Annotated in this window: 19 protein-coding genes; 11 read left to right on the top strand and 8 right to left on the bottom strand. The window is 37.2% G+C overall.

Going from position 1 to position 24,063, the window contains the following annotated elements; genetic code table 11:
• Nucleotides 1–24: 24 nt before the first annotated feature.
• Entirely contained in the window at nt 25–1,491 is a 1,467-nt protein-coding gene (gatB, locus tag L2B55_RS09680) for an Asp-tRNA(Asn)/Glu-tRNA(Gln) amidotransferase subunit GatB (protein ID WP_237844469.1), read from the bottom strand.
• 200 nt (nt 1,492–1,691) lie between these two features.
• On the opposite strand from gatB, the gene L2B55_RS09675 reads away from it, so the two are divergent.
• Complete coding sequence (locus L2B55_RS09675; protein ID WP_237844467.1) at nt 1,692–3,029, top strand: sensor histidine kinase; 1,338 nt, start codon at nt 1,692–1,694, stop codon at nt 3,027–3,029.
• 7 nt (nt 3,030–3,036) lie between these two features.
• Nucleotides 3,037–3,408 carry a diacylglycerol kinase family protein gene (locus tag L2B55_RS09670; protein WP_237844466.1) on the top strand — a complete coding sequence of 124 codons (372 nt, stop codon included), beginning with the start codon at nt 3,037–3,039 and terminating at the stop codon, nt 3,406–3,408.
• 43 nt (nt 3,409–3,451) lie between these two features.
• Here L2B55_RS09670 and alaS read toward each other — a convergent pair whose 3' ends face one another.
• Nucleotides 3,452–6,061 (bottom strand): alanine--tRNA ligase, encoded by a 2,610-nt coding sequence (alaS, locus tag L2B55_RS09665; RefSeq protein WP_237844463.1) that lies wholly within the window; start codon nt 6,059–6,061, stop codon nt 3,452–3,454.
• Nucleotides 6,062–6,436: 375 nt separating this feature from the next.
• On the opposite strand from alaS, the gene L2B55_RS09660 reads away from it, so the two are divergent.
• From L2B55_RS09660 to L2B55_RS09650, 3 genes are all read left to right on the top strand, one after another.
• Nucleotides 6,437–7,408, top strand: a complete 972-nt coding sequence (locus tag L2B55_RS09660) for a M23 family metallopeptidase (RefSeq protein ID WP_237844461.1) — start codon at nt 6,437–6,439, stop codon at nt 7,406–7,408.
• 1 nt (nt 7,409) lies between these two features.
• Nucleotides 7,410–7,754 (top strand): MerR family transcriptional regulator, encoded by a 345-nt coding sequence (locus L2B55_RS09655; RefSeq protein ID WP_237844459.1) that lies wholly within the window; start codon nt 7,410–7,412, stop codon nt 7,752–7,754.
• A 316-nt stretch (nt 7,755–8,070) separates the two neighbouring features.
• On the top strand, nt 8,071–8,541 hold the full coding sequence (locus tag L2B55_RS09650) for a hypothetical protein (RefSeq protein WP_237844457.1): 471 nt from the start codon (nt 8,071–8,073) through the stop codon (nt 8,539–8,541).
• A gap of 314 nt (nt 8,542–8,855) precedes the next feature.
• On the opposite strand, the gene L2B55_RS09645 is transcribed toward L2B55_RS09650, so the two are convergent.
• A complete protein-coding gene (locus L2B55_RS09645; RefSeq protein ID WP_237844456.1) occupies nt 8,856–9,032 on the bottom strand; it encodes a hypothetical protein in 177 nt (58 codons plus the stop codon).
• A 251-nt stretch (nt 9,033–9,283) separates the two neighbouring features.
• Here L2B55_RS09645 and L2B55_RS09640 point away from each other — a divergent pair, with 251 nt between their 5' ends.
• The gene (locus L2B55_RS09640) at nt 9,284–9,817 is read left to right on the top strand and encodes an outer membrane beta-barrel protein (RefSeq protein ID WP_237844454.1); all 534 of its coding nucleotides are present in this window, start codon (nt 9,284–9,286) and stop codon (nt 9,815–9,817) included.
• A 590-nt stretch (nt 9,818–10,407) separates the two neighbouring features.
• Here the strand turns inward: L2B55_RS09640 and istB are convergent.
• The 3 genes from istB to L2B55_RS09625 all read right to left on the bottom strand — a co-directional run bounded on the left by istB (nt 10,408) and on the right by L2B55_RS09625 (nt 13,481).
• Nucleotides 10,408–11,163, bottom strand: coding sequence for an IS21-like element helper ATPase IstB (istB, locus tag L2B55_RS09635; protein ID WP_237844452.1), 756 nt, complete (start codon nt 11,161–11,163; stop codon nt 10,408–10,410).
• Nucleotides 11,164–11,169: 6 nt separating this feature from the next.
• Complete coding sequence (istA, locus tag L2B55_RS09630; protein WP_237844450.1) at nt 11,170–12,678, bottom strand: IS21 family transposase; 1,509 nt, start codon at nt 12,676–12,678, stop codon at nt 11,170–11,172.
• A 275-nt stretch (nt 12,679–12,953) separates the two neighbouring features.
• Nucleotides 12,954–13,481, bottom strand: a complete 528-nt coding sequence (locus L2B55_RS09625) for a transposase (RefSeq protein WP_237844448.1) — start codon at nt 13,479–13,481, stop codon at nt 12,954–12,956.
• Between the two features lie 618 nt (nt 13,482–14,099).
• Between L2B55_RS09625 and L2B55_RS09620 the strand changes: the two genes are divergently transcribed.
• The 5 genes from L2B55_RS09620 (at nt 14,100) to L2B55_RS09600 (ending at nt 21,811) form a co-directional block, all read left to right on the top strand.
• Nucleotides 14,100–14,726: a hypothetical protein gene (locus L2B55_RS09620; RefSeq protein ID WP_237844446.1), complete on the top strand. Its 627-nt coding sequence runs from the start codon at nt 14,100–14,102 to the stop codon at nt 14,724–14,726.
• Nucleotides 14,727–14,776: 50 nt separating this feature from the next.
• Nucleotides 14,777–15,625 carry a hypothetical protein gene (locus L2B55_RS09615; protein WP_237844444.1) on the top strand — a complete coding sequence of 283 codons (849 nt, stop codon included), beginning with the start codon at nt 14,777–14,779 and terminating at the stop codon, nt 15,623–15,625.
• A 185-nt stretch (nt 15,626–15,810) separates the two neighbouring features.
• On the top strand, nt 15,811–18,207 hold the full coding sequence (locus tag L2B55_RS09610) for a GAF domain-containing protein (RefSeq protein ID WP_237844441.1): 2,397 nt from the start codon (nt 15,811–15,813) through the stop codon (nt 18,205–18,207).
• Nucleotides 18,208–19,007: 800 nt separating this feature from the next.
• Complete coding sequence (locus L2B55_RS09605) at nt 19,008–20,549, top strand: Fic family protein (RefSeq protein WP_237844439.1); 1,542 nt, start codon at nt 19,008–19,010, stop codon at nt 20,547–20,549.
• Between the two features lie 239 nt (nt 20,550–20,788).
• The gene (locus L2B55_RS09600; protein WP_237844436.1) at nt 20,789–21,811 is read left to right on the top strand and encodes an AraC family transcriptional regulator; all 1,023 of its coding nucleotides are present in this window, start codon (nt 20,789–20,791) and stop codon (nt 21,809–21,811) included.
• Between the two features lie 5 nt (nt 21,812–21,816).
• Here L2B55_RS09600 and L2B55_RS09595 read toward each other — a convergent pair whose 3' ends face one another.
• Together L2B55_RS09595 and L2B55_RS09590 are read right to left on the bottom strand one after the other, a co-directional pair.
• Complete coding sequence (locus L2B55_RS09595) at nt 21,817–22,710, bottom strand: c-type cytochrome (RefSeq protein ID WP_237844434.1); 894 nt, start codon at nt 22,708–22,710, stop codon at nt 21,817–21,819.
• Nucleotides 22,697–23,437: a hypothetical protein gene (locus L2B55_RS09590; protein ID WP_237844432.1), complete on the bottom strand. Its 741-nt coding sequence runs from the start codon at nt 23,435–23,437 to the stop codon at nt 22,697–22,699. Before L2B55_RS09590 ends, L2B55_RS09595 begins: the two co-directional genes overlap by 14 nt.
• Between the last annotated feature and the right edge of the window lie 626 nt (nt 23,438–24,063).

Genomic DNA, 24,063 nt, shown 5'->3' with positions numbered 1-24,063 from the left:
TTAATATAATGAATTAAATTAACGTTATTTATATCTTTCGAGACGCTCTATCACTAATTTATTAGCCGATTTAGGATCAATTTTACCTTTCGACAATTTCATAACATCTCCCATAAACAAACCAACCAGATTTTTTTTCCCTTTATGGTATTCCCTTACTTTTTCAGGGTATTTAGAAAGTACTTCATCAATAAAACCTAAAACATCGTCATCATTTGTCTCAATTAATACACCCAATTCTTGAGCCAGGAGTTCAACTTCCTTCTCTGGGTTTTCAATAAGAAGCGGGAATATTTTCTGTGCTGCTACAGAATTATTCACTTTTCCTCCATCAATTAAATTAATTAAAGCAGCAATTTGATTAGGTTTTACTACAAACTCATAAATTTCAATAACCTTATCATTCAGATATGATTTTAAAGCTCCCATCATCCAGTTGGCTGCAGCTTTATAATTTGAAGTATGCTTTATTAATTCTTCAAAATACTCGGCAAACTGTCGGTTTTCCGTTAAAACTGTGGCATCATAAACAGAAAGTCCGAAAGTTGAAGTATATTTTTGAATCAGTTTTTCTGGTAATTGCGGTAAACCAGCTTTAACATTTTCAATATAAGCATCTGTTAAAACCACCGGCAATAAATCAGGTTCAGGGAAATAACGGTAGTCATTAGCCATTTCTTTGGTTCGCAATACTGATGTTTCGCCAGTATTGGCATCAAAGTTTAATGTATTTTGAATAATTATTCCTCCTGCCTCAATCACCTCAACCTGACGTTTAAACTCAAATTCTATGGCTCGTTGTACGTTTTTAATGGAGTTCATGTTTTTGACCTCACAACGGGTCCCATATTCAGTCGCTCCTTTTAAACGTACCGAAATATTAGCATCACAGCGCATACTCCCCTCTTCCATATTACCATCACAAATGTCAAGGTAGCGCAATAACTTTCGCATTTCTGTAAGGTATTGAGCTGCTTGTTCAGAACTTCGTATATCAGGTTCAGAAACAATTTCAAGTAAAGGAATTCCTGCACGATTCAAGTCGATATAAGAGTTAAACGGATCCTGATCGTGCATACTTTTACCTGCATCTTCTTCCATATGGATATGATGCAAGTTTATATGGGTACGAGATCCATCCTTTAGCCCAATTTCTACATAACCTCCCACACTAATCGGCTTTGCATCCTGACTGATCTGATACCCTTTGGGTAAATCGGCGTAAAAATAATTTTTGCGGTCAAATGCATTATACTTATTAATTGCGCCATTGGTTGCTAAACCTAACTTAACCGCATATTCAACTACGCGCTCGTTTAATTTAGGTAAAGTACCCGGATGACCCAATGAAACGGCACTTATATTACGATTAGGCTGCGCTCCAAATGCAGCGGAATCCGCACAAAAAATTTTTGTTTGAGTGGATAACTGGGCATGTATTTCCAAACCCACCACAAGTTCGTATTTGTCGTAAATAGTTGTTGACCTCATAGCTATTCACAAAAATATAAGAATTTATTAAATTAATAACAAAATTTAATATTTGTAATTATTTTAATAACAAAATCAATATTTCATAAAGATATTATTAACACAAACTCTGATTTAATTTCATTGCGAACAACATTGCTAATTAGCTGCAGAATAATGTTTATATTGCCGCAACTATCTAATAATGCTTTGCAATCTACATGCTTAAACAAATTACAAACAGGTTATTAATTGCCATTACTGGGGATAGTAGTAGGTTTTCACTGGAAAACCGAATATTCAATCTCACATGCATTGTTACAATATTTATAGCTTTTATCGGAGTCCTGATTAATACCTATAACAATCTAGACCCTCGCTTAAACCTTGTAATTATTATTGCCGAAACAATAATGCTGATTCTATATTATTTTTCGCGGTTTAAACAGCAATTCCAATCAACCCTAGTCATCTTCATTTTTAACAGTTATCTTGCTTTAGGAGTTATCTGGTTTTTCAATGCCGGCAGTGAAGGTCCGGTTGTTTATATTATCACCTTCTTTCTTATTGTATTTATTTCGATTATCCGGGTAGAGTACCAGTACTTTTGGATTTTCACCTGCATACTCTTCACTATATCACTTTTTACAATAGAATATTACAATCCTGATTTAATTGTTCCGTATAGCACAAGGGAAGGGAAATTTATTGATCTTATTGGTTCATATATTCTAGTAACAATAAGCATTGTTACAATTGTGCTTTCAATACGAAACAATTATGAATCCGAACGCAATAAAGCTATTCGGCATAAATCGGAAATCACCAAACAAAATGAATTAATCAGCACACAATACAAAAAACTTGAAAATCAAGACCTTATAAAGATAAAGGTTTTCTCAATCATCTCACATGATTTGCGGGGTCCATTAACTTCATTACAAGGCTTGTTAAATCTGTTTAATGATAGATTAATTGGAACCGAAGAGTTTAAGGATCTTTCAGCCGAGGTGACTGAACGGGTGGGGCAAAACTTGCAATTATTAGATAACTTGTTATACTGGTCTAACAGCCAGATGCTAGGGTTAAAGGTTGACGCAACTGAAATTTCATTATCGAGCTTAATGGATGAATTTCTCCATTTATTAAGACCTGAAGTCGAAAGCAAGCATATAACCATCGAAAACAGTGTTGGAAACAATCTAATTGCCTACGCAGACATAAACATGATCAAAGTGGTTATCAGAAACCTTCTGTCAAATGCTATAAAATTTACACGACCATTTGGACGTATTAAAATCAGTGGCCGTATTGATAATAAAGCTATTATTTTCTCTGTAGAAGATAATGGTGTTGGTATTAGTCATGAAAACCAGATGAAACTTTTCAGTATGGATCATTTCTCAACTAAAGGAACGGCCAATGAAATAGGAACTGGTTTAGGCTTAATATTGTGCAAAGATTTTGTTGAACGTAATGGCGGTAAAATTTGGACAATAAGTGATTTGGGCAAAGGAAGTGTATTCAGCTTTTCATTACCACTTTATCAAGTTATTTAGAACTAAGATGAGCCATTCGAATAAAAATTTATTTAGAACCCTCTCAACTAGCTTTAGTTATGCTATCAATGGAATAATGCAATGTTTTTCAAGTGAATTAAATTTCAAAATTCATTTAATTGTTACACTACTTGTTTGTCTTGCAGGGCTTATGTTAAAAATCAATTCTATAGAATGGTGCATCATTATGCTGTCTATTGGCTTTACCCTGGCTATGGAATTAATTAACACGGCTATTGAGAAACTGGCAGATACAATTAACCCAGAATTTGACAGCAGAATAGGAATTGTAAAAGATATTGCTGCAGGAGCAGTATTGATAACTGCCATAAGCGCTGTTATAGTTGGTTTGATAATATTCCTTCCTAAAATAATATAGCCCGATGGAATTTCCATCGGGCTATATTTCACCATTACTTTAGTTATTGTATGAATTGCCTTGCTTTATCAAGAGCACGTTGCAAGCCGGACACATCCTTTCCTCCTGCTGTGGCATAAAAAGGTTGACCTCCGCCTCCACCCTGGATTTCTTTTCCTAACTCACGTACAATCTGCGATGCATTCATTTTTTTGTCTTGCACCAGATTGTCTGAAATAATTACCGAAATGCTGGGTTTACCGTCTATTTCAGCGCCAATCACCAGGAACAAATCTGTAAGTTTCTCCCGCATTTCGAACGAAAGATTCTTAATTGCTTCAGCTGAAGGAATATCAACTTTAACAGCAATAAAATTAACTCCGTTAACTAATTCAACCTGCTTAACCAAATCATCCTTCAACATTGATGCTTTTTGGATAATCATTTGCTCCAGTTCTTTTCTCAAACGGTTATTCTCTTCTAAAACCGATTCTAATCCTTTAACAACATCCTTAGGGTTTTTCAACAGGGTTTTCACCTCATTTACTATAGCTTGTTGCTGATTATACAATTCTTCGGCTTTTGTTGCTGTAATTGCCTCAATACGACGAACACCCGCAGCTACAGCACTTTCTGCTACAACTTTAAACGAACCGATTTGTCCCGTTGCAGGAACATGAATACCACCGCAAAGCTCATTTGAATAAGTTGGATCAAATGTAATAACGCGAACAAAATCACCGTATTTTTCACCAAACAAAGCGGTAACGCCTGAATCAATTGCTTGTTGATATGGAACTTTACGTTGTTCGATTAACTTAATATTCTCACGAATTTTCTCGTTTACTATTCTCTCAATCGCTGCAATTTCCTCATCCGTAACTTTGGCAAAATGAGAAAAGTCGAAACGCAAGTATTCATTATTTACCAATGAACCTTTTTGATTTACATGGTCACCTAACACTTGTTTTAAAGCAGCATGCAATAAATGTGTTGCAGAGTGATTATTAGCTGTATCCCTACGTTTATCCGAATCAACTTGAGCAACAAACACTTTGGAAGGATCATCTGGCAAATGATCAACAAAATGAACTATAAGGTTATTTTCTTTCTTAGTATCTGTAATATGGATGATTTCGTTTGCGTTTTCCAACACACCGGTATCTCCAACTTGCCCACCACCTTCAGCATAAAAAGGAGTTTTGTTCAACACTAACTGATATTGTTCTTTTCCTTTAGCTTTAATTTTACGATATTTTACAACCTGTACTTCACTTTCCAGTCGATCATATCCTAAAAACTCAGTTTCTGTGTCCTCCCCTACCAAAATCCAATCACCGGTATCAATTGCTGTAGCAGCTCGAGAACGCTCCTTTTGTTGTGCAAGACATTTATTAAAGCCGTCCATGTCAACTATCAGCTTATTTTCGCGAGCTAAAAGCTGAGTTAAGTCGATTGGGAAGCCGTATGTATCATATAATTCAAATGCAAACTCTCCTTCAATTTCTTTATGATCAGCAATATAACGCTCAAAACGCTGTATACCACTCGCTAAGGTCCGTAAGAAAGAGGATTCTTCTTCTTTAACGACTTTCTCAACAAATGATTTTTGTTCCTTAAGTTCTGAGAATACTCCGTCAAATTGATCAACTAAAAGAGCAACTAATTTATAAAGGAATGGCTCTTTTAAGTTGAGGAAGGTATATGCATAACGTACAGCACGACGCAAAATACGGCGAATTACGTATCCTGCACCTGTATTTGAAGGCAACTGACCATCAGTAATTGTAAAGGCGATAGCGCGAATATGATCAGCCATAACACGCATGGCAATATCAGTTTTTTCTTCTTTACCGTAAGGAATTCCACATTGCCCGGCAATGAACTGAATCATTGGTTGAAAAACATCTGTGTCGTAGTTAGAACGTTTACCTTGCAAGGCCATGCACAAACGCTCAAAACCCATTCCTGTATCAACGTGTTTAGCAGGCAATTTTTCCAACGAGCCATCGGCTTTACGGTTAAACTCCATAAATACGTTGTTCCAAATCTCAACAACTTGCGGATGATCATTGTTTACCAACTCTTTGCCATCCTTTATGGCACGTTCTTCTTCAGTACGTAAGTCAATATGAATTTCGGAACATGGACCGCATGGACCTTGATCACCCATTTCCCAGAAATTATCCTTTTTGTTTCCGTAAAGAATACGATCCTCGGCTATAAATTTCCTCCAGATCTCCTTAGCATCGTTATCTGGAGCAAGGTTATCCTTAGTGTCCCCCTCAAAGACGGTAACGTATAAACGATCTTTCGGCAATTTGTAAACATCTGTCAACAATTCCCAGGCCCACTCAATAGCTTCAGTTTTAAAATAATCACCAAAACTCCAGTTACCCAACATTTCAAACATGGTATGGTGATAAGTATCAATACCTACCTCCTCCAAATCATTATGTTTACCAGAAACGCGGAGACATTTTTGCGTATCGGCCACACGAGAGTATTTAATTGGAGAAACGCCAAGAAAAATATCTTTAAACGGTGCCATTCCCGAGTTAATAAACATTAGGGTTGGATCATTTTTTACCACCAAAGGGGCCGACGGAACAATTTTATGTTGCTTGCTCTCAAAAAAATCTAAAAATGCTTTACGAATCGATTTGGAATCCATTTATAAAATACTGAGTACTAAGTGAAATATTTAAAGCTGAAGTAATCTCAAAAAGAGGTTCCTTCAAACTACATTAACTAAATGTTTATAAGGAGCCAAAAATAAGGGTTTGAATTGTAAGGAGAAAAGAAATAACGTTTAATTTGATCCAAAGGCAGTCATTGTTTCACTGTAAAAGAACTTACAACATTTATTGAATTAAAAGTTTAATTATCAGCAACATAAAACAACTTAACAAATACAATTGCAATTGCATTAGCTCTTAACGTAACCTATCATAATAAAAAATCGTACAAAATTGCGAGCCAAACCATTAAGCCAACCAGCTACCGTGCTCAGCTTATTAATTAACCATTCTATTGATTTGCCTCTATTATGGCGAAAAAGGTAAAGTATTTTTATAACTCCAATACGCTTAAGTACGAAAAGGTAGAGCTTTCATTAAAAAAGAAAGCATTACGTGTACTGGGTTATTTGGCAACGGTAACGGTGTTTTCTGTTGTTACGGTAACTATTGCCTATAATGTAATCGATTCGCCCAAGGAAAAGAAACTTAAAAGGGAAATTGAACAATTAAGCCTTCAATATGATATCTTAAGAAAAAGGATAAAACAATTAGATGCTGTTGTTACAGATTTACAAGAGCGGGATAATAACATTTATAGAGTAATCTTTGAGTCGGAACCAATCACTTCAGATGAGTGGCAAACAGGTTTTGCCGGGATACATCATTATAAGGCGCTGGAATCTTCCAATTACTCTGCTTTAATGATTGAAACTACACGCAAACTTGATGAGTTAGCAAAAAAAATGTTCATTCAATCCAAATCATACGATTTCTTAGTTAAGGAAGTTAAGAATAAAGATAAAATGCTGGCTTCGGTACCTGCTATTCAACCGGTTTCTAATAGAGATTTAACCCGAATGGCATCTGGTTACGGTTATCGCATTCATCCTATTTATAAAACTCGTAAATTTCATGCCGGAATGGACTTTACTTCGCAGACCGGCACACCTATTTATGCAACCGGAGATGGCGTAGTAACCACTGCTGGCATTGAAAGAGGTTACGGCAATGAAGTAGTAATAAATCATGGTTACGGATATTCTACCTTATATGGACATATGAGTAAAATTGCCACACGAGTTGGTCAAAGGGTTAAAAGAGGTGAAGTAATAGGCTATGTAGGAAATACAGGTGCTTCCACTGGTCCACACTTACATTATGAAGTGCATAAAGGAGGTAAACCGGTAAACCCAATTAATTATTACTTTAACGATTTAAGCCCGGCCGAATACGAAAAAATGTTAGAACTCTCATCACGTAATAACCAGTCATTTGATTAACATGCCATACAAAGAGCGGGAAATAAAGAAACTTTACTATACGATTGGAGAAGTAGCAGAAATGTTTAATGTCAGCACTTCGCATATTCGCTTTTGGGAAAAGGAGTTTGATATACTTCAACCTAAGAAAAATAAAAAAGGTAATCGATTATTTTCTCCTGAAGATATTGAGAACCTAAAAATCATCTATCATTTGGTAAAAGAAAAAGGCTATACCCTGCAAGGAGCCAAAGATTATTTAAGAGGTAATAAAAATATAGAGGCCGATAAACAACAGGTTATAGAGTCATTATCCAATTTAAAATCCTTTTTACTGAAACTAGGTGATGAGTTAAAAGGTTCATAAACTCTGATTTAACCGTATTGTTTAATATTTTTATTTAAAAAGTTAGGAGTTTTAAAGTTTTTTTGTAATTTAACAATTACAATAACATCTTCCCTTTTATACATGATCAGAAAAATCATCTGGGTGTTTTGTCCATGTACCTCATTTGCGCAAAGGTGTATGGACAAAACTATTTTATGAGCTCTTACTCAGTACTTTAAGTATTTCTATCTCACCTTTTTATTAACCAATAAATTTTTACTCTCTTGCTATTTTAGTCTTAATTCAGGGCACTTTATCTCACTTTTAACCTCTCCCCCCCTTTTAAAACGGCTTAATGGCAATTGTAGATCATGAAAACGAAAAATGGATTGAAATAAAACTACGTGCAAGTCAAATAAGACATACTGTTCACATAAGTGAAGTCAAACCAGAAGATTTCAAGAAAATAACGACAAAAAGATATGCCTTTAATTATGGTTCAAAAATTCTATACCTAGAAGGTGATGCTATTATGAAGACTGAAAAAAAATTTATGAACCTAAAACCAGAGCAAATTTTAGAGTCTTATATAATCCCTTCTGAATTAAATGAAAAAGAAAGAAAAGAAGAAATAAGTGCATTTTTGAAATTGAGAGATAGACGAATTTCATCACAAAGTCCAGAAATGGTACTTAAGTTCAAATTGATGCAATTTAAAATTCACTTAGAAGACTATCTAAAAAGTGATAAATATATACCTGAATACAACTTTAGTTATTTTTTAAAGAATTATCTTGAAATAATCAATATCAATCAAATGATATAGATGTTAGCAAATATCAATTAAATCACTACTTAAATAACAGAAGAGAGCCAAATGAAAGCTTCATGGTAAGACTCGAAATTCATTCAAATAACAATATTTCTGCATTAAATTGGTTGAAAATAGTTGAGAAAGAGAGAGAGAGCATTTATTAGTTACTAATAAATCATTGAGAAAAGATGAAAACAAACATGTTTCTAATAAACTTGAGATTGTGCTTTAATTCAAATAGAGTTTATTAAGGTAGTATAGTAAATTAGATCCGAGCAAATAACTCGGATCTTCTAATTTTTTTGCAACTCACAATTATACTCAACTTAAGTAATCTCAAAAATAAAGTTATATAAATAGGATGCACTTGTATAAGCTGCATACATTTGATAATCATCATTTTTTTCTTCATTAGCAAAATCCGATAAAGATTTGGTTGAAAATGCTAACGGCTGTGGTTTAGAACAATTACAAGCTGCATAGAATACAGCATAAGTTTCCATATCAATTCCAATAAGTTTCCTTGAATGGCCTTGGATCTCATCTATTAGTTTTGAATCTTTTCAACTAACTAGAGACGGATTTTGAGATTAATGAGAATCAGCTTTTAAAGGTGATATATATTGCGTAAATTTTAATGTTATAAGCAAGCCATAGGGAAAACAAATTTTAATCAAGATAAAACATATCCAACTTATTGACTATCAATTAAAAAAAACGAATTTAAATAATGTTTAACTTAAAGTAAGTCATTATGAAAATAATTCGACAATTTTTGCTCAGCTTATTCCTTATAATAATCTGCAGCACAACCCTTAAGGCACAACAATTTGGAGTTAGAGGAGGATTGAATTTCTCTAAGGTCACTGGTGGAGACTTGCCTAATAAAGACAATAATAATGGATGGTACATTGGTGCTACTTATGAAATACCATTCATAATAAAAGACCTACTTTATTTGGTGCCGGAATTGCAGTATTCACAACAGGGTTTTGGAGATGTTACTCTTGATTATATAAATGTTCCAATACTAGCAAAAATATATATCGTTAAAATAATAAGCCTGGAATTAGGTCCGCAATTTGGTTTCAATATAGGTGACAGCGGTCCGGATTTAGGTTATAATTACAGCAGTTTCGATCCGGCTTTGGCAGTCGGATTGGGTATCAATTTACCTTTTAGACTTTCCATTACCGGACGCTATATAGGCAGCTTTAGCGAAGTTGTTGAAGGTTCCGATTCTAAAAACATGGTATTTCAGGCTGGTTTAGCTTTTAGATTTAAGTAATCACAGTGCATAACCTTGAAAAAAAGTTTTCGTGTTTTAACCGAAGACTTTTTTGTTTATGAATTTGCGACAAGATGCAACAACTTATTTTCTGCATAAAAGAATCCATTGATTCTTCTGCGATCATTTATAAGGACATTATAAGCTACATATACCTTTTAATAAGTAAATGCTTAAGGCTTGGTGTCTAAAACGGCAGTCAATGGGCCAGCCATTACGGTGATACCGGGCCAGTCATAACGGGAATCATTGGGCCAAAAAGATAGCCGTTATTACGGAGGTCATTGGGCCAAAAGCAATGTCGCTCCTAAAAGCAAAACGGAGGTCATTGGGCCAAAATAGTACCAGGGATTCCTTGCTTAAAATGGAAGTCATCGGGCCACTTTTCATGATTTTTAATAGCCTTGTATCTGAACTCAATGGATGCATGGCAGGACAACGAATTGATATCATGGAATTACGCAGTTTAATTTCCCTTAAACTTATGTCAATGGAAAGTAGCAATGTACCAATAGTGGAAAATAAGGATGTACCACTGTTTTTAACAGATCGGAAAACAAGGATGTACGATCTGCACCAAATATAAGAGGCTATTCTGAAGTTTCAAAGATTGATTTTCTGTTCTGCATGCGGTAGCTCTGGCCTCCGAGCTGGATGATCTCACAACGGTAAAGTAAGCGGTCCAAGAGTGCTGTAGTGATCACTTCATCACCCAATACTTCCACCCATTGTTTAGGCGATTTATTGGTGGTAATCACAAAAGATGTCTTTTCATGCAGAGCATTTATGAAGTGGAAGAAAGCGTTCGCTTCGACTTTGGTTTCGGAAATGATCATGATGTCATCAATCACAATGAGCTGCGCTTTTGATAACCGCCTGTACTCTGCTTTAGCCAGGGTGGAGATGTCTTTATTCCTTAACATGGTCATGAGCTGTTCCATCGTTCTGAAATAAGCCCGGTACCCATTTTTAAGGGCATGATGACATAATCCGGCCGAGAGAAAAGTTTTCCCGGTTCCACTTGGCCCCATTAGGATGATGTTATAGTTTTGATCCAGCCAGCTCAGTTCTTTGAGCTGCTCCAGGCGCACTTTAGGTAAGCTTTCAGCTGACGTACTGTCATAAAGTTCGAGTTGATGGCGGGAAGGCAATTTCGCTGCTTTTTCCCTTCGTTCCATATCGCGCAGCTTTCTGTTATCTAGTTCCAACTCAAGCAGCTTCCTGGCAAATTCCAGGTAGCTGATTCCCTCGACAGCGGCACGGTCTGCCAGCTGTTCTACGCCCGGAGTTACTGCGCCCAGGCGCAGTAACTGACATTGTTTTTTAATGGTTTCTATCGTATTCATTGCTTATTAGGGTTTATTGTTAAAAAGGGATTCATACAGGTTGATGTCGCTGGAAGCTGGCCTGGTTTCTGCTTTTTGCAAATGGGATGGATCCAACAGCTTGATGATCGCTTGTGGTGCAGCCATGTCCGCAGAAGACTTAGCATGTTTTTTTAGTACCTGTTTAAACGTGCCGGCATCAAAAAATGCATTACCCATGCATTCTTCTATGGCTGATTCTATAGTTGCCGGATTGGTTTCTCTTACCGCATCACGAATCGATAAAAGCTGATCACGGACGTACCGCGGCTTGAGTTCTTTTACTTTTAACAGGTAGCGCTCCGCTTTATCTGTATCTGGAAACAGTGCCGCAGTTTGGATGATTAGCTCACTAATTTTACCCGACTTGTCCCGCTTATGATCTGTATTTATAATCAGGTTGCCTTTGTTAAACGGCACCTTATGCCTGCAAAGCAGCTCTTCATTCGGACTGTAAACCTGTAGCATATCATCATCCAGACGAAGCTTCACATAATTTGCCTTTTTGCCAGTATAGGTTCCCAAGGGAAGTGAATAGGTATTCCCACAATAATTGAAGGTGTTGTTTTTCAGTACACTGCTCATCAGCCAGTCCGGCAGCAGGCTTACAGGTGCCCAGCTGGAAAGATGCGGTTTTTCGATCTGCCATTCCTTTTCCGGGACTTTTCCTGTGGCACCATGAACCATTGCATTGCCGGTCCGCGCCAGCCAGGATATGGCCTGTAACTGCAGGGTTTGGATATCATGGTAAACTCTGCCATACAGAAAGTTCTTTTTGATATAGCCGATAACATTCTCAATCTTCCCCTTGCTTTCAGGATCACTTTTCCGGCAAAAATACAACCGGTAATCCCGCTCCGTTACATAGGTCTTAAACTCCCTGGTCAAAAGCAGGTTCCCCAGGTTTTCATCGACTAGAAACAACCGGTCCTGATCATAAACCAGTTCCAGGGGAATACCCTCAAAGAATTTGAAAGCGGCTTCATGGGCCTCTACTGCTGTTTTGGTGGTAAAGGAACGGTCGGAAAAGTAAACAAACTTGTATCGGCTGCGCGATAGCACCATACTGAAGAAATACACTTTTTTTCTGCCCTGGTCGCACCTGAGGGTATACTGACCAAAATCAACCTGGCCTTGAGCCCCATAAGGTAGTTCTTCAACAGGAAAATAATCCCTGAGTTTAGGCTCCTGTAGAATGTGGTATTTTTGCCGTACCCAAATCACGAAGTTATATACGGTGCGAGAGCCAGTCTGGGGGAAATCAGGGTGGTGTTCTTTTAACCAGTCATGCAGTTGAGCGGCACTGGCAGAGGGAACCTGCAGCAGTTTCTCCTTTACAAAGGATTCATAGGGTGTTAGCAGCTTACGACGCTCCTCCTTCTGGCACAGGAAGGCCTCGTACTCCTGTTCGTTCATTTCTGCATATTTCCTGATCGTCCTGCGGTCCAGGCCGGTGAAGGTAGAAATCTGCCTGAGGGAAGATCCCTCGATTAGCATTTTGTGAATTTGGTGATACATGATCCAGTTAGTAATGGTTTTTTTATCCATCTTTGGTCAGCTAAATTGTTGTTAAACCTGACCGTAATTTGGCACTTTTTCAATGCGGGGCATGCCCCGCATTGAAAATTGATCATACATCCTTATTTTCCGAATTCACGGAAATGGTACATTCTTATTTTCCTTTTTGGTGCATTGCTATTTTCCGAAACTGGTACATTGTTATTTTCCGATTACAACTTAAAGGCTTAAGCAACCGCAAGGTAGCAGATTTTTTAAAAGTTAACCGTAAAACGGTTGACAGTTATACCAGTCGTTTCAAAGCACTGAACCTCTCTTACCAGGAGCTCATAGAGCTCGGAGAGGCTGATCTTAGGGATTTGTTTACCGAAAACAGCCAGACTGAAAAAGCCCGTTACGAGATCCTCAGCCCATTCTCTTCGTTTCATGGCCAGCGACAGTTTTAGGATTTTCTGGCTGCCGTTTTTTACCATATACCCGCCAATGGCAAACACTTTGTAGCGTAATGTTTTCAGGCGTTGTTCTACTTGGGTATTGAGCACGACCTGCCTGAAAAGGCTAATAAAGTTATAGGCCATCATCACCCAGTTCAGGGCCGCTTCGGTGGCATCAAAGTTTTTAAGATTGAAGCTGTCTGCCCCAAAATCGTATTTCAGTTCTTTGATCTGGTTTCGCAATTGGCTCTTTGCCGGTACAGATTCCACATCTGAAGTGCCGGCAGGGTTAAATCGGTGACAAAACAACTGTAGCGGTATTTTTTTTTCAAATACCCTCGTCTTCAAATAGTTACAGCGTTTTTTCCGTTGCACAGGGGCGTTCGCTTATCTGCTGGCGGATCATGACCAGCCGTTTTGAGTGGCCCAGTATCGCCGTTATAGACAGTTTGGACAGTAAATTTGCAAGGGTATATAAAAAGGCCTAGAAATTTACTGTCCGAGATGTTTGACCTTTGAAAGTTAACCCAACCCAAAGCAGTACGGGAAGCTATTCATTAGATAGCTTCCTGAAAATATTTTAAATATTAAAATATTTTTACACTTCCTTTCCCTGTTTTTAATGCTAAAACCTATCTTGATGAATTTGAAAGAGGAGTAATCTCATCAGCAGAAGTTAAATCTTTCATTAATATGATCCTTTTCCAACAGTTGAACACTACGAAATGTAAAAACAATAGCTAACATTATTGCACTAAAGAGCAAGCACCAAACTGATTTGTACAACCAAGAAGATTAGTCATAAATTAAACATTTTCTATATGCCGTTTTGGGAAATTCCTTTTACTGGCGATTTGTAAATAATTCCCCTGCCCAAGCGACGTGCAGGTTGGTTCTTCTAATAAATTAACTTATTAAAGAAATTATTGATAAATAAATACCGTAGCATTCTAACAAAAAACAGTAATGGTAATTAAAACAACACTCCTATTAGGACTGACGCTGCTCCTTTCATGTGAACAGCAAACAAATAAAAGTGAGACTGTCCTGACAAAAACAAAATCAGAAAAGAACTTAATCGCAGAGACGGCAAACCTAGATTCGACCATTTCACCATATCAACAAGAGGTGAATAAAGCACTCGCCGACCCAACGATTGACAACTATTACAAAGAAATTTATCGACAAGAAAAACTGATTATTAGGGATGACAACAAAATGCTTTCAATTACGAAGAACCTGTTTACGAAAGATAATAACAAAGACCTGTTTTACTTTATTGTCTTCACAAAATCAATGAATGGATCGGACGGTTTTTATTCGGAAGCAGTTGGACTTTCAGCTTTTGAATTTGTAACAAACTATACTGAGCAGTTCGCTGACTATTTCAATGTAGCTCCGAAATTAACAGACCACGACATGGACAATTGGGCAAATTATATTTACGGAGAAATACAAATATCACGAGAGAAGCAAGAAAATCAAGCGATTAAAGAACTTGAAAATCAACTACTTGAAAATGTAAAATTATCAAGACCAGAATATAAAGTTGTAATTGAACGATTTATAAAGAAAATACAGGCCCGAAATTAGATCGACACTTGCGCAAGTAGAAAAAGTAAAGGATAGAACAAATCATAACAATGGAAAATACTTTTAAAATAGAACAAATCACGCATTTAGTATTGGCACAGTACCATCGTTGGTATCAGGTTTATGAAATACCTTTTACTGATAATACAATTGCTAATCAAAAAGACATCTTAAGTGATGATGTAGAAATCATTTCACAAGCAGGGACATCAAAAGGCAAAAATGGTTTAGAAGAACGTTTAAAGGTTTTTACAGGTTGGAGAAACGCTCATCACGTTCAAAAAACCGAAATTAAATTGTTAGAAGATGGCAATTTATCTTTGGAAGCAGATATTCTTTATCAAAATATCAGACCTGATAATAGTAAGTATAGCTATAAACTTCACTATTCCACAATATTAAGACAAAGGGCAAATGATTTACCTGTATTTACCTTGGTTAGCTTACAGCCGACAGACCTTGTGGAAGAATTTAAATTTGATGAAGCATATACAGAAAATAGGGTTAAATCATTTATGCACTATTGGTTATACTTGATGGAATGCCCAAATTATGAAAAGTTTAAAGAATTGTTAGATCGTAATTTTGAACTCAATTTAAGTTCTGATGAACGAATTTCTGATTTTGAAACTTTTAAGACTTGGATAGATTCTCCTTTGAAAATTAAAACGAGTTCTCATATATATAAAAACTTAAAAATTGTAGAAAACAATGATGATACTATCGGTGTAAGCGTAAGCTTTGATTGGAAAGGTATTGATATTAATAACCAACAAATGATTGCTGAAACACGTCACGAATGGCAGTTGTCAAATAACATCGAAGAACGTTTTGCAAGAATGAAACAAATGAAGGTAACTACAATTAAACCCTTTCAAATAGTGGAGAATTTTAAATAAACTAACACAACGAACTAATGTGAAGTTGCTTTGACCCTATTTGCAATTCTTACATATTGGATTGTTTTTTTTAAACACATTGCCCTCATAAACAAACAATTAGATAAATAATTGATTGTCTTTTCAAGCTGTATATCAGTAACTTTATATGAGTTTTGTTTAGATTAAAATAAACCTTATATAGCATGGAAGATGTATTCGTTTCCGAATTGAGGGATCGTAGGAAGTTCAGACTATTATATCCTGAGCCTGATGTGGCGTGCGAACTACCAAATATTCCCGGTAAACTTACGTTCTTGCCTTTTATCAACTTTTTAAAGGAACGGCTTTCGACTACTTCCGACATTCAGGCCCAATTTTATAGGCACCTTATTAAACGCTTTGAAGCTCAACCTGCTTTGTTGCAAACTATTGAAGACCCAGCAATACTGGATGCAAACGAAGATTTAATTGAATTGCTGACCTTCGCCATTTTTCCAGTTGTGGGTGAAAAGGACAAAAGCATATACACCCTTGCCATTCCCAACCGTTCTGGATTTTTCTGCTATTCTGATCCTTTCAAAAAGCTTTTTCTTGATGAAAAGGAAGAGTTTGTTAAACTCCCTGCAGACATTCCCATAGACAGGTTGAGAGATAATTTTCTTGCAGCTATTTATGAATCGGCTTTCAGGAAGTATTACGGCATCCACTTAAATAATTCAGCTGGCCTGATTTGTTCGTTTACGGATCCTTCCACTGATTTAATTCGTTACTATCGTCTTTGCGAAGACCGACGATTCGTCGATGTACAATTGAATGGCGACTTGCCGAAACTTGAACATTGTGGCATTTGCTTAAATACCTTCCGCATTTTGGACATTGAGAAGTTAATGAAACAAATGCCTCTTGAAATGCTATCCCTTGAGGGATTTTCTATCTTAACCGCTGAGGATGTTACTACTGATGAATCTGTTGAGGAAATTAAGAAAATACTCCTAAGCCATGATTCTTACGAAACAACTTATCTTGAAGATTTAAAGCAGGCCGTACGGACATTGGTAGGGTTAAATGATTTGGAAGTAGGCTTAATGCCTTTTGTAAAGATCAATGATCAGTTTGTGCTGGAAGAAGAATACACTTCCCAAAGTTTGCTAGGTAAAAGATTGCATGCCAACGAGGCGGATACGGCTTTATACAATATGCTGATTGAATTTCTTAGTAATCAACACCCTGAACCTGTTGCTATAGCCAATGTGACCGAAGATTTAATTCACGACATTCCTTTCTTGTCGTCTCTTAAAGCTGATGGGGTAAAGAGTTACATAGTTTATCCGATGCAAAATAGTGATGGTTTGCTGGGTTTATTGGAATTGGCCTCTAAAGTTCCTCATCAACTTAATTTCGAGATATTAACTAGGCTCGAGCCCATCATTCCGCTCTTGTCGCTTGCGATGTGTAAAAATAAAGAACAATTTACCGGTAAGATTGAACGGCTGATCAAAGACAACTTTACAGCATTGCAGCCATCTGTACATTGGAAATTTGAAGAAGTTGCTTGGGAGTATTTAAGGAATAAGGCGGAGGATGCTTCTGTTCTTACAGGAAATGTAGTGTTTGATAATGTACATCCTTTATACGGGGCAATCGACATTCGAAATTCATCAGTAGAGCGGAACCATGCCATACAAAGAGACCTGAAGGAACAACTGAATTTAATTGGTCAAACACTCGACAAACTGGACGTACTTGTTCAACTTCCATTGTTAGAAGGATTGAAATTCAAAAACCAGGCTTTTCAAAAGGCTATTGAAGACGTGCTACTAGCTGAGGATGAAGTAAGAATTAACGAGTTCTTGGAAAATGAGGTGGAGCCTATACTTCAGCACTTGCAAAAAAGTAATAGCCAGGCCCAAGTTGTAGTTGAAAATTATTATGGCTTGTTGAATCCGCATGATGGACATTTGTATCAGTTCAGGCGTGAATATGAAGAAACACTGGCCCAAATAAACGATGCCGTAATTCGTTACCTCGAAGAAGAGGAAGAAAATATTCAGCAGTCATACCCGCATTATTTTGAAAAGTATCGGACAGATGGGGTGGAGTACAACATCTATATTGGTCAATCTATTGCTCCGCAAAAACCCTTTGACTCGCTATACTTGAAAAACCTGCGTTTATGGCAACTAAAATCAATGGCTGAAATCGCCCGGATCACCCATCATTTGGCACCTTCCTTAAAGGTGCCGTTGCAAACCACCCAGCTGATCCTTATCCATAGCCAGCCGATTGCCATAAGTTTCAGGAAAGATGAACGACGTTTTGATGTGGAAGGCTCTTATAATATTCGTTATGAGATCATGAAAAAACGCATTGATAAGGTGCATCTGAAGGATAGTACAGAACGTTTGACGCAGCCGGGAAAATTAGCCTTGGTCTATTTCAATCAGAAAGAAACTGATGAGTACCAACAATACATTAACTTTTTGCAAAGCAAAGAGATCTTAAAGTCCGGAATTGAATTTTTGGAATTGGAAGAATTGCAGGGAGTTAAAGGATTGAAAGCAATGCGTGTCGATGTCAATTTGGAAGGGATAAGAACATAGTTTTAGTTTGAAATGGAAAAAAAGGCTTGCTTTTTATTCCAATATCTGTGGCTTACTATAGTCTTAAGGATCATATATTACATACCTTTCAAAACGGCTCCAAAAACCCGAAATTTAAATTCCATTTAATTACGATAGGAATTTTCTTACCATCTCACCTTCTAAAACAAAAAACCAGGGCAAGCGTAGATGCTGACTGTGCCGATAAAGTTTTTACGGATCATATTGTCCCTATATGATAAAACACTTTAGATTTCAAAAGATAACAGATTCAAACCTAATTGACTTGATCAAAAAGGAATACCACCTGAAGTAAAATATGCACAACGCATAACATCGCATTGCCCAAAGTCAGGGTGAGACATTGAAACTTGCACTTCAACAACATTGCTGCAGTGGTTTTCTTAAATCAGAATAAATCATGGAATATTTTTTATGTATACTGAAACGATAAGGATAGCAAACCATCTCTCCTCCCATAATAAAGATTTGAAAAAAGAGTCAATTTATTCTGAATATTTTCCATTTATGCACAAGTTGAACATTCACTAGACTCTAAAAGCCGGAGCCATTAATGTTTGTTCATTTCGGGGTATGCCAATTTCTGAGTGTTCAAGCAATTCTATATCGGGCCAAGTTAATAAAATGTTCGATTCCACTCCCTGAGAAGTATTCAATAAATCTCAATGTTTCAAGTATTTTTAATCATTTTTCACCAAAAAAATCTAAAAATATATATTTTTCACAAGATATAATTATTTTTCACGTATATTTATCATAACTCTTTTTCACATGTGTTTATGAAAAAAAAGCATTTTTCACAATCAATAAGCACTTTTCACGAAAGAACGGCCCCTGAGGTCGGGAATCTTGTAGGATATGGTGCTATTATAGATTCCTTGGATTTAACTGTGCCCATACCACGTCAATTGGCGTTAATCAGTGAAAAACGAAGGCAATATGTTACAGAAGAATGGCTAGTTTTCACTCCAAGACACCAGCCTCATGAAAACCTCTATGACCATTTAGTTTTTGCCTTAAAATATGAAGGCATCAATTTATTGTTTTTCAAAAAACTTTTTGAAAAACTAGAACCTAAAATCATAGAACAGTGGATTACCAATGAACCGCAAAGCCGGTACAGTCGAAAGATTTGGTTTCTATATGAATGGTTGATGCAAAAGCCGCTTGAGGTACCTGATTTAAAGGAGGGTAATTATATTTCTCTTGTAAATGAGGAGTTACAGTTTGCAAGTCCGGTAAGTAGTAATTCGAATCGTCATCGCATTAAAAACAATTTGCCTGGAACGGTTGATTTTTGTCCGCTGGTTCACAAAACGCCCAAATTGGAAAACTATATTCGGGAAAACCTTTCTGAAAAAACTAATTCGGTTATAAAGGGAGTTCATAAAGATATTTTGCATCGTGCATCTGCTTTTCTATTATTAAAAGATTCTAAAGCATCATTTACTATAGAAGGAGAAAATCCCACACAAAATAGAACAATTCGCTGGGGTAGAGCCATCGGACAAGCAGGAAGTACCCCACTGAATAAGGAAGAGTTGCTTCGCTTGCAGCAAATAGTTATTGAAAATAGTCGTTTTATTAAAATGGGCTATCGTACTGAAGGTGGTTTTATTGGCGAACATGATCGAAACACAGGTGAACCTATACCCGAGCATATCTCAGCGCGCTGGCAAGATGTGGAATCATTAATGAGTGGATTATTAAGTTCTACCCGACAAATGGAGGATAGCGGATTTCATCCAGTTTTAACTGCTTCCAAAATAGCATTTGGTTTCGTTTTTATCCATCCCTTTGTGGATGGAAACGGAAGACTCCATCGTTATCTGATCCATCATTTGCTAGCTAAAATGAAATTCACGCCACAGGGTATTATTTTCCCTGTTTCTGCAGCCATTTTAGAGCGAATAGACGATTACCGAAAAGTATTAGAAAATTACTCCTATCCCCTGCTTGATTTTATTGACTGGAAAAAAACATCCGGCAATAATATTGAGGTATTGAATCAAACTATTGATTATTATCGTTTTTTTGATGCTACAGCACAAGCTGAATTTTTGTACGATTGTGTCAATCACACTATCAACACAATCATACCTCAAGAAGTTTCATATTTGCAGAGGTATGATTCAATGAAGACTTGGCTAGACGATCGATTTCAGATGCCCGACAAAACTGTTGCATTACTGATTCGATTTTTAGAACAAAACGATGGCGCTTTGTCTAAAAGAGCCCGAGAAAGAGAGTTTGCAGAATTAACCGATGAGGAAGTAAAAGAAATTGAAGAGAATTATAAAGAAGTGATGTCCGAATCGTAATATGTTTTGGATGTTCAAAATTGGTTCAGCACTGTTTAAATCCTTTCAAGTGTTCAAATAATTTCTTATCAGGCCTAATGACAATAAAACACTACTTTTCTAAGTAGTCTTCCTCGATGCCCAGATATATAGCGATATCAAAAGGTGGCTTTGTTGTTATTTGCATAGGCAGTGATTATCTTAGAAACCTAGCTTCTTGTTAAGACGAGGAAATTGTTTCCAGTGCAACGATTTTTTATATGTCCACAGACTTTTGGGTCAGTATGCCCATTATCAGAAATATTGTTTTAGGTATAGACTGTAGCAATGCGCAGATCGAAAGCATTTGCCAGGCCGGTGGAATTTCTCCCCAAGAACTGGAGGATGCCGGCTACAGGCTGTCCCTGGAACAAAACTGTGCTATTATGGAAGCGGCATTGACCATTTCGGGAAAAAGGAACCTGGGGCTGGAAATTGGAAGAAAAACAACTTCAGTTGTACTGGGCATTACGGGTCATTTAATGCAGACAAGTAAAGATGTTTTAACGGCGCTTGAAAGCCTGCAGCAGTTCACCGCTGCTTTTACCCGCTTGTACAATTTCTATATTGAAGTGAAGAACCAAGATCTCTATTATTATTGTGAGCCCTTACAGGTATGGAACGATATATCGCCCGAAACCGCAAGGCATAGTGTAGATATGGCCTATGCCGGAACATTGCATGTGTTATATCTTTTAACAGGTAAGCTGTTTTCATTGAAAAAGGTGATGTACCGATATTCCAGGGTCAGTGATACAAGTTTGCATGAGCAGCTATTCAAGTGCCGGCCCACCTTCAATGAATCATGCAATTGCATTGTATTTTCCATGGTAGATATGAAAACAACTGTTATTGGCTATAATAAAGAACTGAATGAGGTTTTCAAAACATTGTTGGAAAAAGAGATGGACAAGGAAAGGAATGTGGGCGACTTTAGTGGCGAGGTGAGACAAAGCATTCTTAAGCATTTTAATTATACGTTTCCACAGTTGGAAGAAATAGCAGCACATCTGCGCTTAACGCCCCGAACATTGCAGCGTAAACTAAAAATAGAAAACACCAGCTTCAGGAAATTGAGTGATAACATTAAGCATGAGCTGGCGTGTAGTTTGTTGCGCAGCGAAAAACTTACAATTGCTCAAATTTCCTATAAGCTGGGTTATACTGAACCAAGCACCTTTCAAAGGGCCTTTCGCGAATGGACAGGCACATCGCCTAACGCTTATCGAAAAGCATTAAATTAATGGCATTAATGCTTATCCGAAAGTTTTTGCAGGTACATAAAAATCGATTTAAGCTCTTCGTCAGTAAAATGGCCAATTGATTTCCAGGGCATATAATTATTATTCAATTCTTTTCCCTCAGGTGTTTTCCCATTTCTAATGGTAGCAATGAATGCTTGCTCGTTCCAGTTTCCTACATTTCCATCGCCGGTAATATTGGGTACAGGTGGATAACCTGGAGCCAAAGGGCCGCCTCCTTTCATGTCGGGCCGGTGACAACCCTGGCAGCCCAAAGACAAATATTGCCCATAAGCTGCACCCGTTTTTTCTTCCAACTTTTCTGTATGGATGGCACTGTGATCAATCTTTTCTGCCGGTAGTACAGCAACCTGGTTCATGACCAATAACAGCCGTCCTATTGGACCTATCGAATGAAGTTTTTCCTGCGAAGTGGCAACAGGCTCCAATTGGTTGCAATAAGCAATCAGGTTAGCCAAGTCCTCATTGGTAAGGTTGGTGACCTCATGAGATGGCATCATATATAATGACCTGCCGTTTTTGTCTACACCATGCCTAAGCACACGCAGCCAGTCGACCGTTTTAAAATCTGCAATTCCGCTATTGCCTTTCGTTAAGTTTGGTGCCGTAAGTTGCATTAACATTTTATTGTCCATAAACAGCCTGCCTTCTCCCCTTTCTCCATGACAATCCTGGCAGCTTCTAATTTTATAAAGATGTTTTCCTTTTGCTATCGATAAAGAATCGGTGGGAATGTTGATCGCTGCATCTGTATAGGAATATTTCTTTTGAATCCGTTGTTGACTCAGTATATAGATGACAAGATAGGCGAATGCAAGCACCAGCAATAGAGTGATAACAGTGATTTTTGACCACTTCAACAATTTCTTAAGCAGTTTCATTAGTAATATATTGTAAAGAATGGTGAAGAGAATCAGAAGGTTGTTTCATCGATTTTTTTAGGAGGAATATACCAATGATGATTGGCCATATTATTCCAAGTATCAGGTATAGGTTCACGCCTATTTCGGATAGAATAGTTAGGTTAAACATATTACCCAATGCATCTGATAAAGTACTTATTCCAGCAATAAACGTTAGTACTCCCAGGCTCTTGTTTTCGCTGTAGATCAGTTTGCCTAAACCCATCCACCATAAAGCTGCAAATAGAACTTCCAGAATGTTCCACATGCCCACAGTAACCATGGTTGTAATAGCTTTGAACAGGTTGCTGATAATCATTTTGTTTTCAGGGTTAGCCGATGCGTAATCAGTTAATAAACTGGGCCAAACAGCTGCAAGAATAGCTGCTCCAATTGCGCCTGTTAGTACATATGCTAAACCCGAAAATGTGATTAGAGGAGACCACGGTGTTCTATACCTGTATTGCTGATGGAAATAGAATATCAAGGGCAGAAGCAAAAGGTAATAACCCAGCATATCAAGCAAATTGAACCATTTTACCAGTTGCATATTGTTTGCATACAGAATGGTGAGGGCAGGGTCGGAAAATGCTTCAAAATGATAGTTTACTGCCATCATCCCAACTAGCAGGCAGGCTAGTGAAAGCAACCCGGCTACAATGCTAATTGCGCCAATTGCAAAGCGGTACTGAAAGAAATTTTTCATGTTATATTTTTAAGCAAAAATCGAGGAAGCGGCATTTTAATCGGTTAACAGATGACGACAAAAAGCTGATATTTTGCGCCATACAGCCGAATGAGTAGAGGCGATTTGCTCCGCCCGTGCGTTTGTAATGCATGCGAAATACTGAACAGCGTATGTAACTCACCAACTACCCGTGTGCCCCTAGTTCTGAAGCCCTTAGCGGTACTTAAAAAGTGGTTTTAATGACTTGCTTAATGAAAGAAAATGATAGTTTAAGGCTACATGATCGGGAATTGTATTTGGGATAACTTTCTTCCCACAATTTGGTTTTTCACCATGTCTTTGCCTTTATAATTCTGATCGGGTTGAGGTCGCACCTTAAATACCAGTTCTTAAAACGAGCTCTGATTCAGTCGTATATTTTTCGTTAGGGCAATATTTCTTTACCACAGTAACAACAAAGAAATGCTTCCACTCTTGTTGGAGACCTAACTTCTCTTCTAAATATTTTACTCTTTTGCTCTAATCTTCCTTAATAGCTTTATAAATGTTTGATCCCCTTCCCTCCGGCTCTACTGTATGGAAAATGATACCTTTTCCCCTTTAAATATTGGCTTTTATTAATTCTACAATACTCAAAATGCCAT

Source organism: Solitalea lacus, from assembly GCF_022014595.1.
GTDB classification, from domain to species: Bacteria; Bacteroidota; Bacteroidia; order Sphingobacteriales; family Sphingobacteriaceae; genus Solitalea; species Solitalea lacus.
This window is presented reverse-complemented; position numbering and strand designations above follow the sequence as displayed.